The 17153-nt window shown below is 74.3% G+C and carries 13 protein-coding genes; 9 read left to right on the top strand and 4 right to left on the bottom strand.

The window, feature by feature from the left end; genetic code table 11:
* Positions 1-3 precede the first annotated feature (3 nt).
* On the bottom strand, positions 4-5568 hold the full coding sequence (locus I4I81_RS18215) for an ATP-binding protein (protein WP_218616207.1): 5565 nt from the start codon (positions 5566-5568) through the stop codon (positions 4-6).
* Between the two features lie 120 nt (positions 5569-5688).
* Between I4I81_RS18215 and I4I81_RS18210 the strand changes: the two genes are divergently transcribed.
* Both I4I81_RS18210 and I4I81_RS18205 read left to right on the top strand, forming a co-directional pair.
* Complete coding sequence (locus I4I81_RS18210; RefSeq protein ID WP_226363443.1) at positions 5689-6531, top strand: alpha/beta fold hydrolase; 843 nt, start codon at positions 5689-5691, stop codon at positions 6529-6531.
* Positions 6532-6535: 4 nt separating this feature from the next.
* Positions 6536-6904, top strand: a complete 369-nt coding sequence (locus I4I81_RS18205; protein ID WP_218604205.1) for a VOC family protein — start codon at positions 6536-6538, stop codon at positions 6902-6904.
* Between the two features lie 11 nt (positions 6905-6915).
* Here I4I81_RS18205 and I4I81_RS18200 read toward each other — a convergent pair whose 3' ends face one another.
* Positions 6916-7299: a hypothetical protein gene (locus tag I4I81_RS18200; protein ID WP_218604204.1), complete on the bottom strand. Its 384-nt coding sequence runs from the start codon at positions 7297-7299 to the stop codon at positions 6916-6918.
* A 7-nt stretch (positions 7300-7306) separates the two neighbouring features.
* Complete coding sequence (locus I4I81_RS18195; RefSeq protein ID WP_218604203.1) at positions 7307-7774, bottom strand: winged helix-turn-helix transcriptional regulator; 468 nt, start codon at positions 7772-7774, stop codon at positions 7307-7309.
* Between the two features lie 65 nt (positions 7775-7839).
* Between I4I81_RS18195 and I4I81_RS18190 the strand changes: the two genes are divergently transcribed.
* Together I4I81_RS18190 and I4I81_RS18185 are read left to right on the top strand one after the other, a co-directional pair.
* Positions 7840-9234 (top strand): MFS transporter, encoded by a 1395-nt coding sequence (locus tag I4I81_RS18190; RefSeq protein ID WP_218604202.1) that lies wholly within the window; start codon positions 7840-7842, stop codon positions 9232-9234.
* Entirely contained in the window at positions 9231-9743 is a 513-nt protein-coding gene (locus I4I81_RS18185) for a PaaI family thioesterase (protein ID WP_218604201.1), read from the top strand. The genes I4I81_RS18190 and I4I81_RS18185 overlap by 4 nt, the downstream gene beginning before the upstream one ends.
* Before the next feature lie 127 nt (positions 9744-9870).
* Here I4I81_RS18185 and I4I81_RS18180 read toward each other — a convergent pair whose 3' ends face one another.
* Complete coding sequence (locus tag I4I81_RS18180; RefSeq protein ID WP_226363442.1) at positions 9871-11298, bottom strand: MFS transporter; 1428 nt, start codon at positions 11296-11298, stop codon at positions 9871-9873.
* A gap of 52 nt (positions 11299-11350) precedes the next feature.
* On the opposite strand from I4I81_RS18180, the gene I4I81_RS18175 reads away from it, so the two are divergent.
* From I4I81_RS18175 to I4I81_RS18155, 5 genes are all read left to right on the top strand, one after another.
* The gene (locus I4I81_RS18175) at positions 11351-11737 is read left to right on the top strand and encodes a pyridoxamine 5'-phosphate oxidase family protein (protein WP_226363441.1); all 387 of its coding nucleotides are present in this window, start codon (positions 11351-11353) and stop codon (positions 11735-11737) included.
* 80 nt (positions 11738-11817) lie between these two features.
* Positions 11818-13176 (top strand): ATP-dependent 6-phosphofructokinase, encoded by a 1359-nt coding sequence (locus I4I81_RS18170; RefSeq protein ID WP_226363440.1) that lies wholly within the window; start codon positions 11818-11820, stop codon positions 13174-13176.
* 427 nt (positions 13177-13603) lie between these two features.
* Positions 13604-14398, top strand: a complete 795-nt coding sequence (locus I4I81_RS18165; RefSeq protein ID WP_218604717.1) for an MBL fold metallo-hydrolase — start codon at positions 13604-13606, stop codon at positions 14396-14398.
* A gap of 11 nt (positions 14399-14409) precedes the next feature.
* Positions 14410-14982: a DedA family protein gene (locus I4I81_RS18160; RefSeq protein WP_218604716.1), complete on the top strand. Its 573-nt coding sequence runs from the start codon at positions 14410-14412 to the stop codon at positions 14980-14982.
* Positions 14979-17090 carry a phage holin family protein gene (locus I4I81_RS18155; protein WP_218604715.1) on the top strand — a complete coding sequence of 704 codons (2112 nt, stop codon included), beginning with the start codon at positions 14979-14981 and terminating at the stop codon, positions 17088-17090. The genes I4I81_RS18160 and I4I81_RS18155 overlap by 4 nt, the downstream gene beginning before the upstream one ends.
* Positions 17091-17153 lie beyond the last annotated feature (63 nt).

Here is a 17153-nt window from a genome sequence, read left to right as displayed (position 1 = left end):
GGGTCAGCCTCCCGCTCGCTCCATCCCGCGGCGCACGGCCGCGATCAGGTAGGGCCTCAGCTCGGGGCCGGGGACGATCAGGTCCACCGACCCGACCCGCTGGGCGCGCTGGACGCTGTGGGCCGTGTCGAACTCGTCGGCCACCTGTCCGAGCTTCTCCGAGCGCACGCTGGGCCGCACCGAGGCGAGCTCGGAGGTCAGGCGCGCGGCCTCCGCGTCGTCGCCCGCCTGCTGGGCCTCCGCCACCCGCGTCGTCAGGCCGGCCACCCGCGGGTCGGCCGCGGTGCGCTTGTTGACCTCACCCGCGAACACCACCGCCGCGGCCGGCGCCCCGCCGATCACCGATGCGAACGACCCCTCGACGGCCGCGACCTCCATGTTGTCGTGCAGCGTCTTGGAGAACACGACGAACGCGCCGCCGTGGTAGCGCGACACGACGCAGAACACGATCGGCCCGTCGAAGTTGACGACCGCCCGCCCGATCTCCGCGCCGTTCTCCAGCTGCACCTCGCGCAGCGACTCCGGTGACCCGTCGAAGCCCGAGAGGTTGGCCAGCACCACCAGCGGGCGGTTGCCGCTGGCCGCGTTGATCGCCCGCGCCGTCTTCTTCGACGACTTGGGGAACAGCGTGCCCGCCGTGAACGACGACGGCCCGTCGACCGGGATCCGTCCGCGTCGCGACAGCGGGCGGGACTCGATGCCCAGCAGCGCCACCGGCTGCCCGCCCAGGTGCGCGTCGAGCACGACGACGCCCTCGGCGTCGATCATGTCGGCCCAGCGCTCCAGGGTGGGGTGGTCGGCGTCGGCGACGGCGGCCATCACGGAGCGGATGTCGAACGGCTTCTTGCGCTCCGGGTTCGTGACGGAGGAGAAGATCTCGCCGACGGTGGTGAAGTCGCAGCCCGGACCGCTGTGCGGCGACGAGGAGACGTCGCGGTCGACCGGGTCGGAGCTCGCCGCCGGCCGCGGGAACCGCTCGCCCGGCGCCCGGTAGGTGTGGTCGTAGTGGGCGAGCAGGACGTCGACGGCGCCGGAGAGGTCGGGCGCCCAGTACTGCGCCTGCCCGTTCGGGCCCATGATCCGGTCGTAGCCGCCGATGCCGAAGTTGTCCTCGGCGCTGACGCCGCCGGAGTAGTCGAGGCTCTGCTTGCCGGTGAGCACCATCGCGCTCTCCGGCGTCATCACGAGGATGCCCTTGGTGTGCATGAGCATCGTGGCCTCGGCGTTCCAGTACGGCTGGGCGCCGACGTTGATGCCGGTGACCACGACGTTGAGCTCGCCGCCGTCCTGGGTGAACTCGATGATCCCGCGTAGCACGCGGCTGATCCAGTCCATGTTCTCGGTGCCGGAGTCCATCGCGATCTTCGCGCCCGCCGACACCGCGAACCACTCGATCGGCGCGTCCAGGCGCCGGGCCAGCTCGAGCGCGGCCATCACGCGCCGGCACTCCGGCTCGGCGAGCGCGCCGAGGGCCTTCGTCGGGTCGCCGATGAGGACGACGCGGGTCATGCCCTCGGGGTAGCGGACGGTCGGCGTGGTGATCGTGCCGAGCACGAGGTTCGCGGTGTTCCCACCCGGGGCCCGCTCGACGACGACCGGGCTGCCGGCGTCGTCGAGGTCGTACTCGGTGAACGCCCCCGGCGCACCTCCGGCGTCGGGGTTGCGCAGCAGCATCGGCACCAGCTCGTAGGGGTAGACGGCCCCGCGGCGTCGCGCCCGGATGACCTTCTGCGCGTACGCGTCGAGTTCGCGCATCGGCTGCGTCGGCGGCTCGGTGACGTGGACCGTGAGCCCCGCGCCGGGGGGCCGCGACATCCGCAGCAGGTGCTCGGTCGGCTCCCCGCCCGTCGGGTCAGCCAGCCGGAACTGCACCATCACCTGCTCCAGCCCGAGCGCGTCGGTGCGCGGGGCGAGGAGCCGGACGACGTCGCCCAGCTCGGCCAGCGGCACGTCGACGACGGGCCAGACGTAGAGCAGGACGCGGTTCCACTCCAGCTTCGCGTCGGCGCGGTCGGCCGCGCGGGCGGCGCGGAGTGCGTCGAGGCAGGAGTCGAGCACGTGCTCGAGCTGGGGGAGCGCGCGGATGCTCCCGTCCTCGCCGCGGAGCAGGGACAGGTCGCGGACGTCGGAGAGCGCGACGAGCCGCGCGTCGTCGGGAACCTGCCTGCCGACGGCCCGGAACAGGTGGACGTCGACCGGTGAGGGCAGGCGGGTCAGGTCGAAGTCGTCGAACCGCCACAGACCCAGGCGCTCGGCGACCATGGGGTGCAGCCCGCGCAGCGTCTTGTCCTCGACGGGGCGGCGGTCCGGTCCGGGCCGGAAGGTGAACCAGGCCGAGCGTTCGTCGCCCTGCGGGCGGCGGACCGCGACCGCCACCTGCGCGAGCTGCTCGGGCAGCCGGCCGAGCAGCGCGAGGATCTTCTCCGCGGACCGCTCGGGGTCGGTGTCGGGCGCCTCGCCGGCGATCACGTAGAGGTCGAGTGCCACCTTGGTGTCCGCCGGGACCTGCAGCAGCAGCCGGCGCAGGTCGCCCTGCACCGCGATCGGGTCGGTGCCCGCGGGGGCGTCGGCCGAGGTGTAGACGGTGGTGGCGAGGACCGTGACGTCCTGCCCCCGGTGCGTGTAGGTCGCGGTGAGCAGTGGGCGTACGCCGCGGTCGGAGAGCTGGACGTCGTTCAGCGGCCGGATCCGGTAGTAGCGCCGCGTCATCACCTCCAGCATCGCCGCGTGGTGCCGCTCGCCGAAGACGTCGAGGATCGGCTCCGCGGCCGCGACGATCCGCTCGATGCCCTCGGCCCGGGTGGGATCGCTGGGGGCGGGGAGGGCGTCGAGCTGCTCGCGCACCTGCTGCTGGCCGTGCGCCCGCTCGGCCGCGATCAGCGGGGCGTCGAAGCAGGTGTAGCGGACGCGTCGCGCCAGGCTGCCGACGACGGGGTGCCGCAGCTGGGTGGCCGTGACGAGCTGGTCGAGCGTGCGCAGGTAGTCCTCGCGGGCCGACTCCGGCAGCGCGTCGGGGTGCGTGAGGCGCCATTGCAGCAGGGCCAGCACGACCGGGACGTGCGCGGCGGCGCGGCGGTGCGCGAGGAACATGCGATAGAGCGCGCCGGACAGCACGTCGGACGGCTCCAGGTCGGGCACGCCGTAGTGCGCGAGCGCCTGGCGCAGCCGGACCTGGAACGACTCCGGCAGTCCCTCGGCCTCGGCGTCGCGCGAGCGCAGGTAGGCGTGCAGGTACTCCTGCGGGTTGCGCTCCTGCTCGCCGGTGGGCTCGCCGTCGACGGCGCCGCGGCGGTTGCGCGAGAGCGCGCACAGGTCGGCGAAGATCCGCAGCACCGCGGTCTCGCCGGCCAGCACACTCGCGTCGTCGGGAGCCAGCGCGTCGCGGGCGGCGGTGAGCCGGGCCAGCAGCGGCCGGGCGTCGCGCTCGTCGATGTCGAAGCCGAGCACCAGGAAGCGCAGCGAGGTCAGGGCGTCGGCGGCGTCGGCCGCGGCGTCGCGGGCCAGCGGGTCGATGCCGGTGAGCGCCGAGAAGTCGACGCGCGCCCCGCCGGGACCCGCCTCGGCATCGGCGTCGGGCTGCAGGCGCACGAGCTTCGTCCCGCCCTCGACCTGGGTGTTCGCGTCGACGAGGATCTCCGCGACGCGCCCGGCGACCGGCGCGCGCAGCGCCGTCTCCAGCTTCATCGACTCCACGACCGCGACGACGTCGCCCGCCTCCACCTCGTCGCCCGCGGCGACCGGGATCGAGACGACCATCGCGGGGGCGGGCGCGCGGACGAGCCCGACCTCCCCGCCGGAGATCCGGTGCACCGCGCCGTCGACCTCGACGAGGACGTCGGGATCCTGCGGGGCGGTGAGGACGGCGTAGGTCTGCCCGCCGACGGTGAGCTTGCGCTCGAAGCGGCCGGTGCGCTCGGTGTCGACGTCGAGCGCCGTGCCGTCGAGCAGGACGCGGTAGCGGGTGCCGCGGGGCTGGGCGACGTGCAGCCGGTAGGACTCGCCGCCCGCGCGGACGTCGACCTGGTACCAGGTGTCGTGCCCGACCTCGGGGCGTCCGCGCTCGGCGGAGACGAACAGCCGCTCCCGCTGGCGCGCGACGTGGGCCTCCTGCGCCTCCACCGCGGTGGCGAGCAGGGCGACGTCGAGGCGCTGGGGCGGGGTGTAGCCCGCGGCCATCAGGCCGTCGAGCCAGGTGGTGTCGGCCTCGCCGGAGATGATCTCCGGACGGCTGAGCAGGTCGATCAGGAACGCCTTGTTGGTGGTGCCGCCGTCGATCACCGCGGCGGTCTGGTGCAGCGCGCGGCCCAGGCGGGCGCGGGCCTCGTCGCGGTCGCGCCCCCAGGCGATCACCTTGGCGATCATCGAGTCGTACTGCGGCGGGATGACGTCGCCCGCGGCGACGCCGGTGTCGACCCGGATGCCCGGGCCGCTGGGCAGCGCGAGGTGCTCGATCCGGCCGGGCGCGGGGGCGAAGCCGTTCTCCGGGTCCTCGGCGGTGAGCCGGGCCTCGATGGCGTGCCCGCGCGCGGGCGGCGCCCCGTCGGCGATGTCGGCGAGCCTTCCGCCCATCGCGACGTGCAGCTGCAGCTTGACGATGTCGACGCCGGTGGTCGCCTCGGTGACCGGGTGCTCCACCTGCAGCCGCGTGTTGACCTCCAGGAACGACAGCAGCCGCTCCTTGGGCTCGTAGAGGAACTCGACGGTGCCCGCGTTGACGTAGCCTGCGGCCTTCGCGAGCGCCGCGGCGGAGTCGCGCAGCAGCTGCTCCTGCTCGGCGTCGAGCGCGGTGGACGCCGACTCCTCCAGGACCTTCTGGTTGCGGCGCTGCACCGAGCAGTCGCGGACGCCGAGCGTCCACACGTCACCCGTGGCGTCGGCGACGACCTGCACCTCGACGTGGCGCCCTCCGGAGATCGCGCGCTCCAGGAACACCGTCGCGTCGCCCGCGGTCTTCGCGGCCTCGGACCCGGCGCGTTCGAACGCCTCCGCGAGGTCCTCGGGGCGGGTGACCTTGCGGATGCCGCGCCCGCCGCCCCCGGCGGTGGCCTTCACCATCAGCGGATAGCCGATCGTCTCCGCGTGCTCGCGGGCGCTCTCGACGTCGGCGACGGGACCGCCGCTCCACGCCGCCAGCGGCACGCCGACCTCGGCGGCCAGCTTCTTCGCCGCGATCTTGTCGCCGAGGCGCTCCATGACCTGCGCGGACGGGCCGACGAACACGATGCCCAGGTCGACGCACAGCTGCGCGAACTCGGCGCGCTCGGACACGAAGCCCCAGCCCGGCCACACGGCCTCGGCGCGGGAGGCCTTGAGCGCCCGCTCCAGCTCGGCGAAGTCGAGGTAGGGGTTGGTGCCGGTGAACGCCTGGTCCGGGTCGTCGGAGCCGATCAGCACGGACTCGTCGGCCTCGCGGACGAACATCGCCGCCCGGTCGACGACCGTGTAGAACGCGATGGTCCGCAGCGGCACGCGATCCGGCTCGGCGTTCCACTCCCGCACGGCATGGATCAACCGCATGGCGGGCTCGCCCCGGTTGACGATCGCGATGCGCTGGAACGCCTGGTTCATCGTGCTCCCCTCGTCCGATGCCGCCGGGATCGACCGGCCGACGCCCCACCCAAGCCGACCCGGCGGGGGCGGCACAACCTGCGGCCGGGGGAACACTGGTGGATCGGCGATGATGACCGCGTGACGACCATCGCCGCGGGAGTTCTCGACGTCCACGTGTCCGGCCCGTCCGAGGGGCCGCCGGTGCTCCTGCTGCACGGCTTCCCGCAGGGCGCCGACTCCTGGGACGCCGTGCTCCCCGCACTGCACGACGCCGGCTACCGCACGATCGCCCCCGATCAGCGCGGGTACTCACCCGGCGCCCGCCCCACCGGACGGGCGGCCTACCGGCTCCCGGAGCTGACGTCCGACGCGCTCGCGGTGATCGCCGACCGCGCCGGGGGCCGCGCGCACATCGTCGGGCACGACTGGGGAGCGGCCGTCGCGTGGCGGCTCGCGGCGCGGTACCCGGACGCGGTCCGGTCGCTGACGGCGGTGTCGGTGCCGCCCACCGCCGCGTTCGCGCGCTCGCTCGTGACGTCGCGCCAGGTGCTCGCGTCCTGGTACATGGGGGCGTTCCAGATCCCGTGGCTGCCGGAGCGACTGCTGCGCCCCGACGACCGCGGGTACTCCCCGCGCCTGTCCGCGGCCCTGCGCCGGACCGGTCAGACCCGCGAGCGCGCCCGCCGTGACGCCGCCCGCCTCGCCGATCCGGCCGCGCTGACCGCCGCCCTGGGCTGGTACCGCGGCATCCTCGCCTCCGGCGCCCGCGACGCCGACCCCGCCGTCACGGTGCCGACGCTGTTCGTCTGGAGCGACGGCGACACCGCACTGACCCGGCAGAGCACCGAGCTGGCCCACCGGTACGTCACGGGGCCGTACTCCTACGCGGAACTGCACGGCGTGAGCCACTGGGTCCCGGAGGAGGCGCCGGAGCAGTTCGCCGAGCTGCTCCTGGCCCACCTCGCCGCGTACCCGGGCTGACGCGGTGGAGATCCTCTCGTCCCGCGTCATCCTCCGACCGACGGACGCCGGGCGCAGCGTCGCGTTCTACCGCGACGTGCTCGGTCTCGCGATCGCCCGCGAGTTCCCCGGCGGCACGGTGTTCTTCGCGGGCAACGGGTTCGTGGAGGTGTCGGGCGGGTCGGACGGTGGCGCGCGCGACGGGGTCGTGCTGTGGCTGCAGGTCCGCGACGTCGATGCCGCGCACCGGGAACTCGCCGACCACGTGGTGCGCGGGCCGCGCGACGAGCCGTGGGGGCTGCGCGAGATGTGGATCACCGACCCCGACGGCACCCGGATCGTCCTGGTGCAGGTGCCGCCGGAGCACCCGATCCGCCGTGACACCCGGTCCTGAGAGGCGCGCCGCTACGGGGCCGCCGGGTCCACCACCTGCTCGACGTTGCGCCTGATCGTCGCCGGCGTCTCGTCCGGGCCGCCGTCGATGTCGGGGCCGTCGGTGTGCGAGGTGTGCAGCCGCACCGTCCCCTGCGAGCCCGCACAGCGGATCGTCCGGGCGCTCTCCTCGGCGGTGAACCAGGCGTCGCCCTCGCGCTTCGTGCCCTCGACGTCGGCGACGGTGTGGATCTCGTCCCCGCCCGCGGGAGCGGCCGAGCGCATGGCCGCGAAGTAGTGCGGCAGCTTCTGCACGTCGGAGAGGTGGTCGAACAGGATGCCGGGTTCGGCATCGACGGTCGCGCTGCGCTCGTGGTCACCCGTGCGCCGGGCGTACCCGGGCCCGGTGCGGCTCAACCTGCGCTCAGCCCGCGCGCAGGGCCGCGTCCAGCGGCACCGTGCGCAGGCGGGTCTGCGGCTCGACGAGGTGCCCCTCGGCGCAGCGGATCTCCACGTGCACCGGCTCGCCGCACCCCGCGTGCTCCACGCGCATGGGCGGACCGTCGGACCCGGCGAGGTGTCGGTCGCCGTACTCCAGCATGGCGAGGATGACGGGCCGCAGGTCGCGGCCGGCGGGGGTGAGTCGGTACTCGTGGCGCTCGCGGCGGCCCGGCTCGCGGTAGGGCACGCGGTCGACGAGGCCGGCGTCGGTGAGGTGCGTCAGCCGCCGCGTCAGCACGTTGCGGGCGATGCCGAGGTGGGCGGCGAGGTCGTCGAAGCGGCGGATGCCGTTGAACAGGTCGCGCAGGACGAGGACGGTCCACGCGTCGCCCACCAGCGCCGCGGTGCGGGCCACGGAGCAGCGGGTGCTGTCGAGCTCCCGGAAGTCCATGCGGCCCAGCCTAACCCGCGGATGGGTTGCGGGCGAGAACGCAGGGTGCCTAGTCTGCATCCACCATGACAACTCAGCGATCGGGCCTCGTGCTCGCGGTGACGTCGCTGGCGGCGTTCCTCGTCTTCCTCGACGTCACGATCGTCAACATCGCCTTCCCGGACGTGCGCGCGACCTACCCGGACGTGTCGCTCGCCGACCTGTCGTGGATCTTCACCGCCTACAACGTCGTGTTCGCCGCGCTGCTCATCCCCGCGGGTCGTCTGGCCGACGCCCGAGGCCGCAGGCGGGTCTTCGGGATCGGCCTGGTGCTGTTCGGGCTCGCGTCGCTGGCCTGCGCGCTCGCCCCCACCGCCGGGGTGCTCGTCGCGGCCCGCGCGGTCCAGGCCGTCGCCGCCGCGCTGCTCGCCCCGGCGTCGCTCGCGCTGCTGCTGCCGGCGTTCCCGCCCGAGCGCCGCGGTGCGGCCGTCGGGCTGTGGGGGGCCACCGGCGGGATCGCCGCCGCCACCGGCCCGGCCCTGGGCGGCGTGCTGGTCGACGCGTTCGGCTGGCGCGCGGTGTTCCTCGTCAACCTGCCGGTCGTGCTGCTCACGCTCGTCGTCGGCCGGTTCGTGCTGGTCGAGTCCCGCGACCCCGACGCCCGGTTGCCCGACCTGCTCTCCGCGCTGCTGCTCGGGGCGGGCGTCGCCGCGGTGTCGCTGGGCATCGTCCGCGGCGAGGACGGCGGCTGGTCGGACGCGGTGTGGCCGCTCGTGGCGGGCGTCGGGCTGCTGGTGGCGTTCGGTCTGCGCAGCGCCCGTGTGGCGCGGCCGCTCGTGGAGCCCGCGCTGTTCCGGCTGCGCAGCTTCGCCGGGTCGGTCGCCGGCTACCTCGCGTTCTCCGCCGCCTTCTACGCGCTGCTGCTCGCCAACATCCTGTTCCTGACGGCGGTATGGCGCTACGACGTGCTCGCCGCCGGACTCGCCGTCACGCCGGGCCCGCTGATGGCCGCCGTCGCGTCGCCGGTGGCCGGGCGCGTTGCCGACCGGTTCGGGGCGGGGGTCGCGGTGGTCGCGGGCGGACTGCTGTTCACCGCGGGGTGCATGGTGTTCGTGACGGGCATCGGCCCCGACCCGGCCTGGCTCACCGCGTTCCTGCCCGCGACGTTGCTCACCGGCACCGGGGTGGGTGCCGTCTACGCCGGTCTCGGCACGGCGGCGGTGTCCGAGCTGCCCCCCGCGCGGTTCGCCACCGGCAGTGCCGTCGGCACGTGCGCGCGCCAGATCGGGGCGGTGCTGGGCATCGCGCTCCTGCTGTCCGGGCTCGCCGCCGCGGGCTCCTCGTTCGAGGCGTTCCGCACCGGCTGGCTGCTGATGGCCGCGGGCGGGGCCGCCACGGTCGCGTGCGGCCTCGTCGTCGGTGCGGTCCGCGCCCGTCCCGTCCCCGCGCCGGTCCCCGTCTCCCAGGAGGAATCCGCATGACCGACACCGTTCCCGACGTCCGCGAGCGCTCCCACACCTGGGAGGACCCGCGGCTCACCGCGGCCGCCGCGCAGGGCGTCGACGGGCTGACGTTCCTGCGCGCACTGGCCGCGGGAGAGGTCCCACCCGCGCCGATCGCCACGACGCTGGGCTTCACGCTGCTGGAGGTCGAGTCCGGGCGGGTGGTGTTCGGGCTGGAGCCCCACGAGTACCACTTCAACCCGATCGGCTCGGTGCACGGCGGGGTGTTCGCGACGCTGCTCGACTCCGCGGCGGGCTGCGCCGTCCACTCCGCCCTGCCGGTCGGCGTCGGCTACACGAGCCTGGACCTGAGCGTGAAGTTCCTGCGCGGGTTGGGTGCGGACTCGGGGCCCGTGCGCTGCGAGGGGCTGGTCGTGCACATGGGCGGACGCACCGCGCTCGCCGAGGCCCGCCTCTACGACGGCCAGGGTCGGCTCTGCGCACACGCCACGAGCAGCTGCATGATCTTCCGGCCGGCGGCGGCCTGAGGCCCCGTGCGCCGGGGGGCGCACTGAGGGGCCCGCGCGCACGTCGCACTCCGACGCGCACCCTCGACGGTGCGCGCGGCGCGGTTCGGTGCGCGCAGGGTCGGTCGAGCGGGCGGGGCTGCCCAGGTCAGGCGGCGGCCGGGACCGGTGTCGCCGTCGTCGCGGCGGGCGTCGCGCCCGGGGTGAGGGCCGAGATCACCGCGGCCACCGCGGCGGCTCCGGCGGCGGCCAGGAACACCACCGTGTACGCCGTGGCGGCGGGCAGCGTCGCCCCGCCGACCGTGATCGTCAGCCCGCTCGCGACGGCCGCGACGACCGCGCTGCACGACGACGTCCCGAGCATCCGCATGAGCGTGTTGAGGCTGTTGGCCGCGGCCGTCTCCGTCGGCGGAACGGCGTCCATGATGAGCAGCGGCAGCGCGGAGTAGGCGAGGGCGGCACCGATCGCGGTGACGGTGGCGGCCGCCATCACCAGCAGGATCGATCCGGGCAGCACGGCCATCGACAGGTTGCCGACCGCGAGCACGATCGTGCCGGACACGAGGGTCAGGCGGGCGCCGAAACGGGCCGAGAGCCGTGCCGAGACCGGGGAGAACAGGGCCATCGCCCCGCCGATCGGCAGCAGCACGACGCCGGCGGCCACGAGCGACAGCCCGAAGCCGTACCCGGACTCCAGCGGCGCCTGCAGCACCTGCGTCGTCATGAGGAACTGGGCGAACATCGAGAACCCGATGAGGATCGAGCCGATGTTCGTCCACAGCACGGCCGGGCGTGCGGAGGTCCGCAGATCGACCAGCGGCGAGGCCGTCCGCAGTTCCATCCGCCCCCACGAGGCGAACAGCACGACGGCCGCCACCAGCAGGATGATCACCGCGGGGCTCGCCCAGCCCCAGTCGCTGCCCTTGGAGATGGCGAGGAGCAGGCAGACCAGCGCGGCGGACAGGCCGATGGCGCCGGGCACGTCGAAGCGCCCGCCCGACCGCGACGGCGACTCCGCGACCATGCGCCCGACCAGCAGGAGCAGGAGCGCCCCGAGGGCCGCGGCGCCGACGAAGAGCCAGCGCCAGCTCGTCTGCTGCGCGACGAGCCCGGTGATCGGCAGCCCGACCGCCCCGCCGATCCCCAGCGACGAGCTCATCAGCGCGATCCCGCTGCCCACACGCTCGGGCGGCAGGACGTCGCGCATGATGCTGATCCCCAGCGGCACGACCCCGAGCGACGCACCCTGCAGCACCCGCGCCACGAGCAGCATCTCGACGCCCGGTGCGAGGGCCCCCAGCGCGGAGCCGACCGTCACCAGTCCGAGCGCGACGAGCAGCATCCGGCGCTTGCCGTACATGTCGCCGAGGCGGCCGAGCACCGGCGCGCAGACCGCCCCCGCGACGAGGGTGGCCGTGACCAGCCACGTGACCGTCGACGTCGAGGCGTTCAGCAGCCGCGGGAACTGCGGCAGCAGCGGCACGACGAGGGTCTGCATGAGCGACACGGCGAGACCGCACGAGGCGAGCACCCCGATGACGAGAGCCGGTCTGGCGGCGGGACGGGGTTCGGGCACCCGATCAGGTGACCAGAGAAGGTTGCCATTGGCAAGTTGATAGCGTTCCGGCGTGCGCACGCTCATCGACGGCTCCGCCGAGTTCCGCGAGTTCTGGACCGAGCGGCACCTCTGCACGCTGGTCACGCTGCGCGCCGACGGGAGCCCGCACGTCGTGCCGGTGGGGGTCACGATCGACGTCGAGGCCGGGCTGGCGCGGGTGATCTGCCGGGGCGGGTCGACGAAGGCACGCAACGCCGCGGAGCGCGGGACGGCGGTCGTCTCGCAGGTCGACGGCGGGCGCTGGTCGACGCTGGAGGGCACCGCCGTCGTGCGGACGGACCGTGACGCCGTCGGCGAGGCGGAGCGGCGCTACGCGCAGCGGTACCGCGTGCCGAAGGAGAACCCGGAGCGGGTCGTCATCGAGATCGCGATCCGCCGGGTGATGGGCTTGAGCTGACGGGGTGCCGCACGGCACACTGAACCGGTCAAGTCCCGGCTCGACGCGGCGCCGGACCCTGCATCTCCGCTAGGAGCGCCGTGAGCGAGCCCGCCCGCGTGGTGAACCTCCCGCGCACCCCACCCGCGCCGCCGGACCTGGCGATCTCCACCCTCGGGCCGGGCCGCATCGAGTCGCCGCTCGCGGAGCTGCTCGACAACAGCCGGACCAGCGAGCACTACGTCGACGAGAACGACAAGGTCCTCCTCGACGACACCCTCGCCGGCATCACCGCCCGTGGCGTCCCGGCGGCCGAGCTGCCCGGCATGGAGCCCTGCGGACCGCGTCGCAAGATCTTCTTCGACCCGGCCAAGACCCGCGCCGCCGTCGTCACCTGCGGCGGGCTGTGCCCCGGGCTCAACGACGTGATCGCCGGGCTCGTCCGCACGCTGACCTACCACTACAAGGTCCGTCGCGTGATCGGCATCCGCAACGGCTACCAGGGCTTCGTCCCCTCCTACGGCCACGACGTCGTCGACCTGACGCCGGAGTCGGTGCGCGACATCGCCACCGACGGCGGCACCGTGCTCGGCACCTCGCGCGGGCACCAGGACCCCGACGAGATCGTCGACTGCCTGGAGCGCCTCCACGTCAACGTCCTGTTCGTCGTCGGCGGTGACGGGTCGATGCGCGGCGCGATGCGGATCGCCGCGACCGTGGCCGAGCGCGGGCTGATGATCGCGGTCGTCGGCATCCCGAAGACGATCGACAACGACATCCCCTACATCGACCAGAGTTTCGGCTTCCAGACCGCGTTCTCCCACGCCAGCGACGCGATCCGGGCGGCGCGGGTCGAGGCGACGTCCACGGCCAACGGCATCGGGCTGGTCAAGCTCATGGGACGGCACTCCGGCTTCATCGCCTGCTACGCCGCACTCGCCCGCAGCGGCGCCGACGTCGTACTCATCCCCGAGGTGCCCTTCGGGCTCGACGGCGAGGGCGGGCTGCTGGCCCATCTGCGCCGCCGCGTCCTGGAGCGGGGGCACGCCGTCGTCGTGGTGGCGGAGGGGGCGGGCCAGGAACTGCTCGGTCACGAGGGCGACGTCGACGCGTCGGGCAACGCGAAGCTCGGCGACATCGGCCCCTACCTGCGGCGCCGGATCGGCGACCACTTCTCCGACGCCGGCATCGAGACCTCCATCCGCTACATCGACCCCAGCTACGCGATCCGCAGCGTCCCCGCCAACCCCTACGACTCGGTGTACTGCGTACGGCTGGCGCAGGCCGCGGTGCACGCGGCGATGAGCGGGCGGACGGAGATGGTGGTCGGCAGGTACCGGCGGCGGTTCGTGCACGTCCCGATGGCGGCGGCGGTGAGCAGGCGCAACCAGGTCGACCCGCACGGGGACCTGTGGATGGCGGTGCTGGAGTCCACGGGCCAACCGGTCCACTTCACCTGACGCACCCCGCCCGCCCCGCCCCCTCCCCCCCGCGAGTTTGCCGCTCACGCCTCGCGAGTTTGCCGCTCACGCCTCGCGAGTTGGCCGATCGCGCCCGTTGTCGTGGCCATCCGCGTACACCGCCAACCGGGTGGCGTCGGGCACTCGCGTACACCGCCAACCGGGCGGCGTCGGGCACTCGCCGAACGCCATCGGACAACCCGCCGGGCAGGAGCGGCAAACTCGCCGGGCAGGAGCGGCAAACTCGCCGGGCAGGATCGGCAAACTCGCCGGGCGGGAGCGGCAAACTCGCGGGGTGGGAGCGGCAAACTCGCCGGGGTGGGGGCGGCGGACCCGCCGGGGCGCGGTGGCACTCCCGCCGGTGTCGGGGTGTCTCCGACGGCGGGGTTTCACGGCCGTGGTGCCGGGCGGCAGGAATACTGATCACGTGCAGGGGCTCGCGATGCGTTTCCTCGGCCACTCCACCGTCCGGCTGGAGCTGGCCGGGCGGGTCGTGCTGACCGACCCCGTGCTCACCGGGCGGGTCGGCCCGCTGCGCCGCATGGTGGCGCCGGTCGAACCCGGCGACCACGCGGGCGTCGACCTCGTCCTGCTCTCCCACCTGCACGCCGACCACCTGCACCTGCCGTCGCTGCGCCGCCTCATCGGCGCGCGGATCGTGGTGCCCCGCGGGGCGGGGGAGTGGTTGCGCGGCAAGGGCGTCCGCGACGTCGAGGAGCTGGGCATCGGCGAGGAGCTGACCGACGGCGACCTGCACGTCACCGGCGTGGAGGCCGCGCACAGCGGACACCGCTGGGGCCCGCGATCGACCCGCGGCCCGCAGGCCCGTGCGATGGGGCACCTGGTCCGGGCGGGGGAGGTCAGCGTCTACGTCTCCGGCGACACCGACCTGTTCGACGGGATGGCCGACATCCCGCAGCCCGACGTCGCGCTGCTGCCGGTCTGGGGCTGGGGCCCGTCACTGGGCCCCGGCCACCTCGATCCCGCCCGCGCCGCGGAGGCCGTCGCGCTGCTGCGGCCGCGGATCGTCGTGCCGGTGCACTGGGGCACGCTCGCCGTCCCCGGCCTGACGCGCGCCCCCGGCGCCCGCGGCGAGAACATGCGGCGGCTGCTGATCGAGCCGCCGCGGACGTTCGCCGCCGCCGTGGCCGCGTCCGGCGTCGAGACCCACGTCGCGCTGACCGAGCCGGGCGACCGGGTCGCGCTGCCGGTGCACCCGTGAGCGTCCTCGGCATCGACCTGTCCGATCCCACGTCGATCGGCTACCCCGTCGTGTTCGGCGGCGTGCTGCTCGGCTCGATCGTGCCCGTCGTGCCGACCGGGGCCGTGGTCGGCGCGGCCGCCGCGATCGCCACCAGCACCGGCCGTCTCTCGCTCGTCGTGGTGCTGCTGCTCTCCGTCGCCGCCGCGCTGATCGGCGACCTCGTCACGTTCGCCGTCGCCAAGGCCGGCAGCGCCGCGGCGCAGCGCTGGGTGGCGCGCGGGCAGTCCCGCGACCGGCTCGACGAGGTGCGCGGGCAGTTCGCGACGCGCGGCGCCCTGCTCGTCGTCGTCGGGCGGCTGCTCCCCGCGGGCCGGATCCCGGTGCTGCTCGCCGCGGGCGCGCTCGACTACCCGTGGCGGCGGCTCGTCCCCGCTGCCCTCGCGGCGTGCGTGCTGTGGGCGGTCGCGTACGCGGTGCTCGGCGTCGTCAGCGGCGGGCTGTTCGACTCACCGGTCGTGGCCACGCTCGTCGCCACCGGGCTGGTCTTCGCGGTGGCGGGGATCGGCGCTCTCGTGTCCCGGAGCAGGAAGGCGCGCACATGACACCGCCGCAGGGTGCCGGCCGGATGGTCCGCGGCGGGCGCGTCGTCGTCCGCGTGCTCGCGATCTGGCTGCTGACGACGGGCGCGCTCAACCTCCTCGACGAACTGCTCGTCGGCTTCGAGATGACGAGCTGGTGGCAGCCGACGGTCCTCGCGCTCGCGCTCGGCCTGCTCAGCGCCGTGGTGTGGCCGCTGATCCTGCGGGTCGCGCTGCCGGTCGCGGTGTTCACCCTCGGCGTCGCGTCCTACCTGGTGCTGGGCGCCGCGCTGCTGCTGGTGTCGTTCGCGATCCCGGGCGTCACGATCGTCGACCTGTCGACGGCGGTGGTCGTCGCGATCGTCATGTCGGTGGTCGGGGCGCTGGTGTCCTGGCTGTTCGGGCTCGACGAGGACGAGATCTTCTTCCGCCGCACCGCGCGGCGCTCCGGCGCCACCGACGACACCGACGACCGGCCGCCCGGTGTGGTGTTCCTGCAGGTCGACGGCCTGGGCCACGACACGCTGCGCCGCGCCCTGCGCAGTGGCGAGATGCCGGTGTTCTCCCGCTGGCTCGCCGAGGGCAGCCACCGCCTGACGCACTGGAACACCGACTGGAGCTCCCAGACCGGCGCGAGCGTCTGCGGGATCCTGCACGGCGACAGCTCCGACATCCTCGGCTTCCGCTGGTACGAGAAGGACCGCGACCACGTGATGGCGTGCTCCAACCCCGAGGACGCCGCCGAGATCGAGCGGCGCGCGTCCGACGGGCGGGGGCTGCTCGCCGTCGACGGGGCGGGCCACGGCAACCTGTTCACCGGCGACGCGCCGTACGTCTCGCTGACCATGAGCGCGGTGCCGGTGCTCAGCGGCCGCGGCCGGCGCGGGCGCCAGCACGTCGCCTCCGGCTACGGCTACTTCGCCTACTTCGCGAGCCCCGTCAACGCCCTGCGCACGCTCGGCGGGGCGGTGGCGGAGATCGTCCGGGAGCTGCGGGCGTCGATCACGCAGCGGCAGCGCAACGTGTTCCCGCGGGTGCACCGCGGGCTGTGGTTCCCGTTCGTCCGGGCGGGCACGAACGTCATCGCCCGCGACGTGGTCGTGTCCGCGATCATCGAGGACATGTTCGCCGGCCGGGCCGCCGTCTACGCCGACTTCCTCGGCTACGACGAGGTCTCGCACTACTCGGGTGTCGAGCGCTGGGACTCCCTCGCCGTGCTGCGCGACATCGACCAGCACATCGGCCGCATCCACCGCGCCACCCAGCTCGCCCCGCGCCGCTACCACGTGGTGTGCCTCTCCGATCACGGCCAGACCCAGGGCTGGGCGTTCGCCGACCGGTTCGACGAGTCGGTGGAGGAGCTGGTCGGGCGCCTGTGCGGAGCGCCGGACATCACCCGTGCGGCGTCGGGACGCTCGGAGAAGGGCTGGCAGGCCGGCACCGTGCTGGCCGAGGCGTCCGGGCGCGGGTTCGTCGCCAACCGGCTGCGCGAGCGGGTCGAGCGCGTACGCGCCGAGGAACACGCGCCGCACATCGCCGAGGACGCCGCCCGGGTGCCGCGGGTCGCGCCGGGCGTCGTCGCGGTGGCGTCGGGGCACATGGCGATGGTGTCGTTCACCGAGCACGTCGGGCGCGTCGAGCTGGAGACGATCGAGCGCGAGTTTCCCGACCTGCTGCCCGGACTCGTCGACCATCCCGGGATCGGGTTCGTGCTGGTCCGCAGCGCCGAGTACGGCCCGGTCGTGCTCGGGCGCGACGGGCTGCACCGCCTCGCCACCGGCGTCGTGCTCGGTGACGACCCGCTCGCCGGCTACGGCCCGCACGCCGCCGACCTCGTCCGGCGCGTCGACGGGTTCGGCAACTGCGCGGACATCATGATCAACAGTCGGTACGACCCGGCTACGGAGGACGCGCCGCCGTTCGAGCCGCACGTCGGCAGCCACGGGGGACTCGGCGGCGCGCAGTCGCGCGGGTTCCTGCTGCACCCGGCCGCGCTGCCGTCGCCGGACGGGGAGATCGTCGGGGCGGGGGAGCTGCACCGCGTGCTGCGCGGCTGGCTCTCCCATCTCGGGCATCCCGTTCCCGAGGGCGGCCGGCCGGAACTGCATTCGGAATCGCCGCAGAATCGTTGATCCGCTGCGGGCGGGTTGCTATCGTCGCCCCATGACTGCCGGGTCGGCCTTGCGCCGTTCACG

Source organism: Pseudonocardia abyssalis (genome assembly GCF_019263705.2).
GTDB lineage: Bacteria > Actinomycetota > Actinomycetes > Mycobacteriales > Pseudonocardiaceae > Pseudonocardia > Pseudonocardia abyssalis.
The sequence above is the reverse complement of the archived record's forward strand: the minus strand, read 5'-3'. Positions and strand labels throughout refer to the sequence as shown.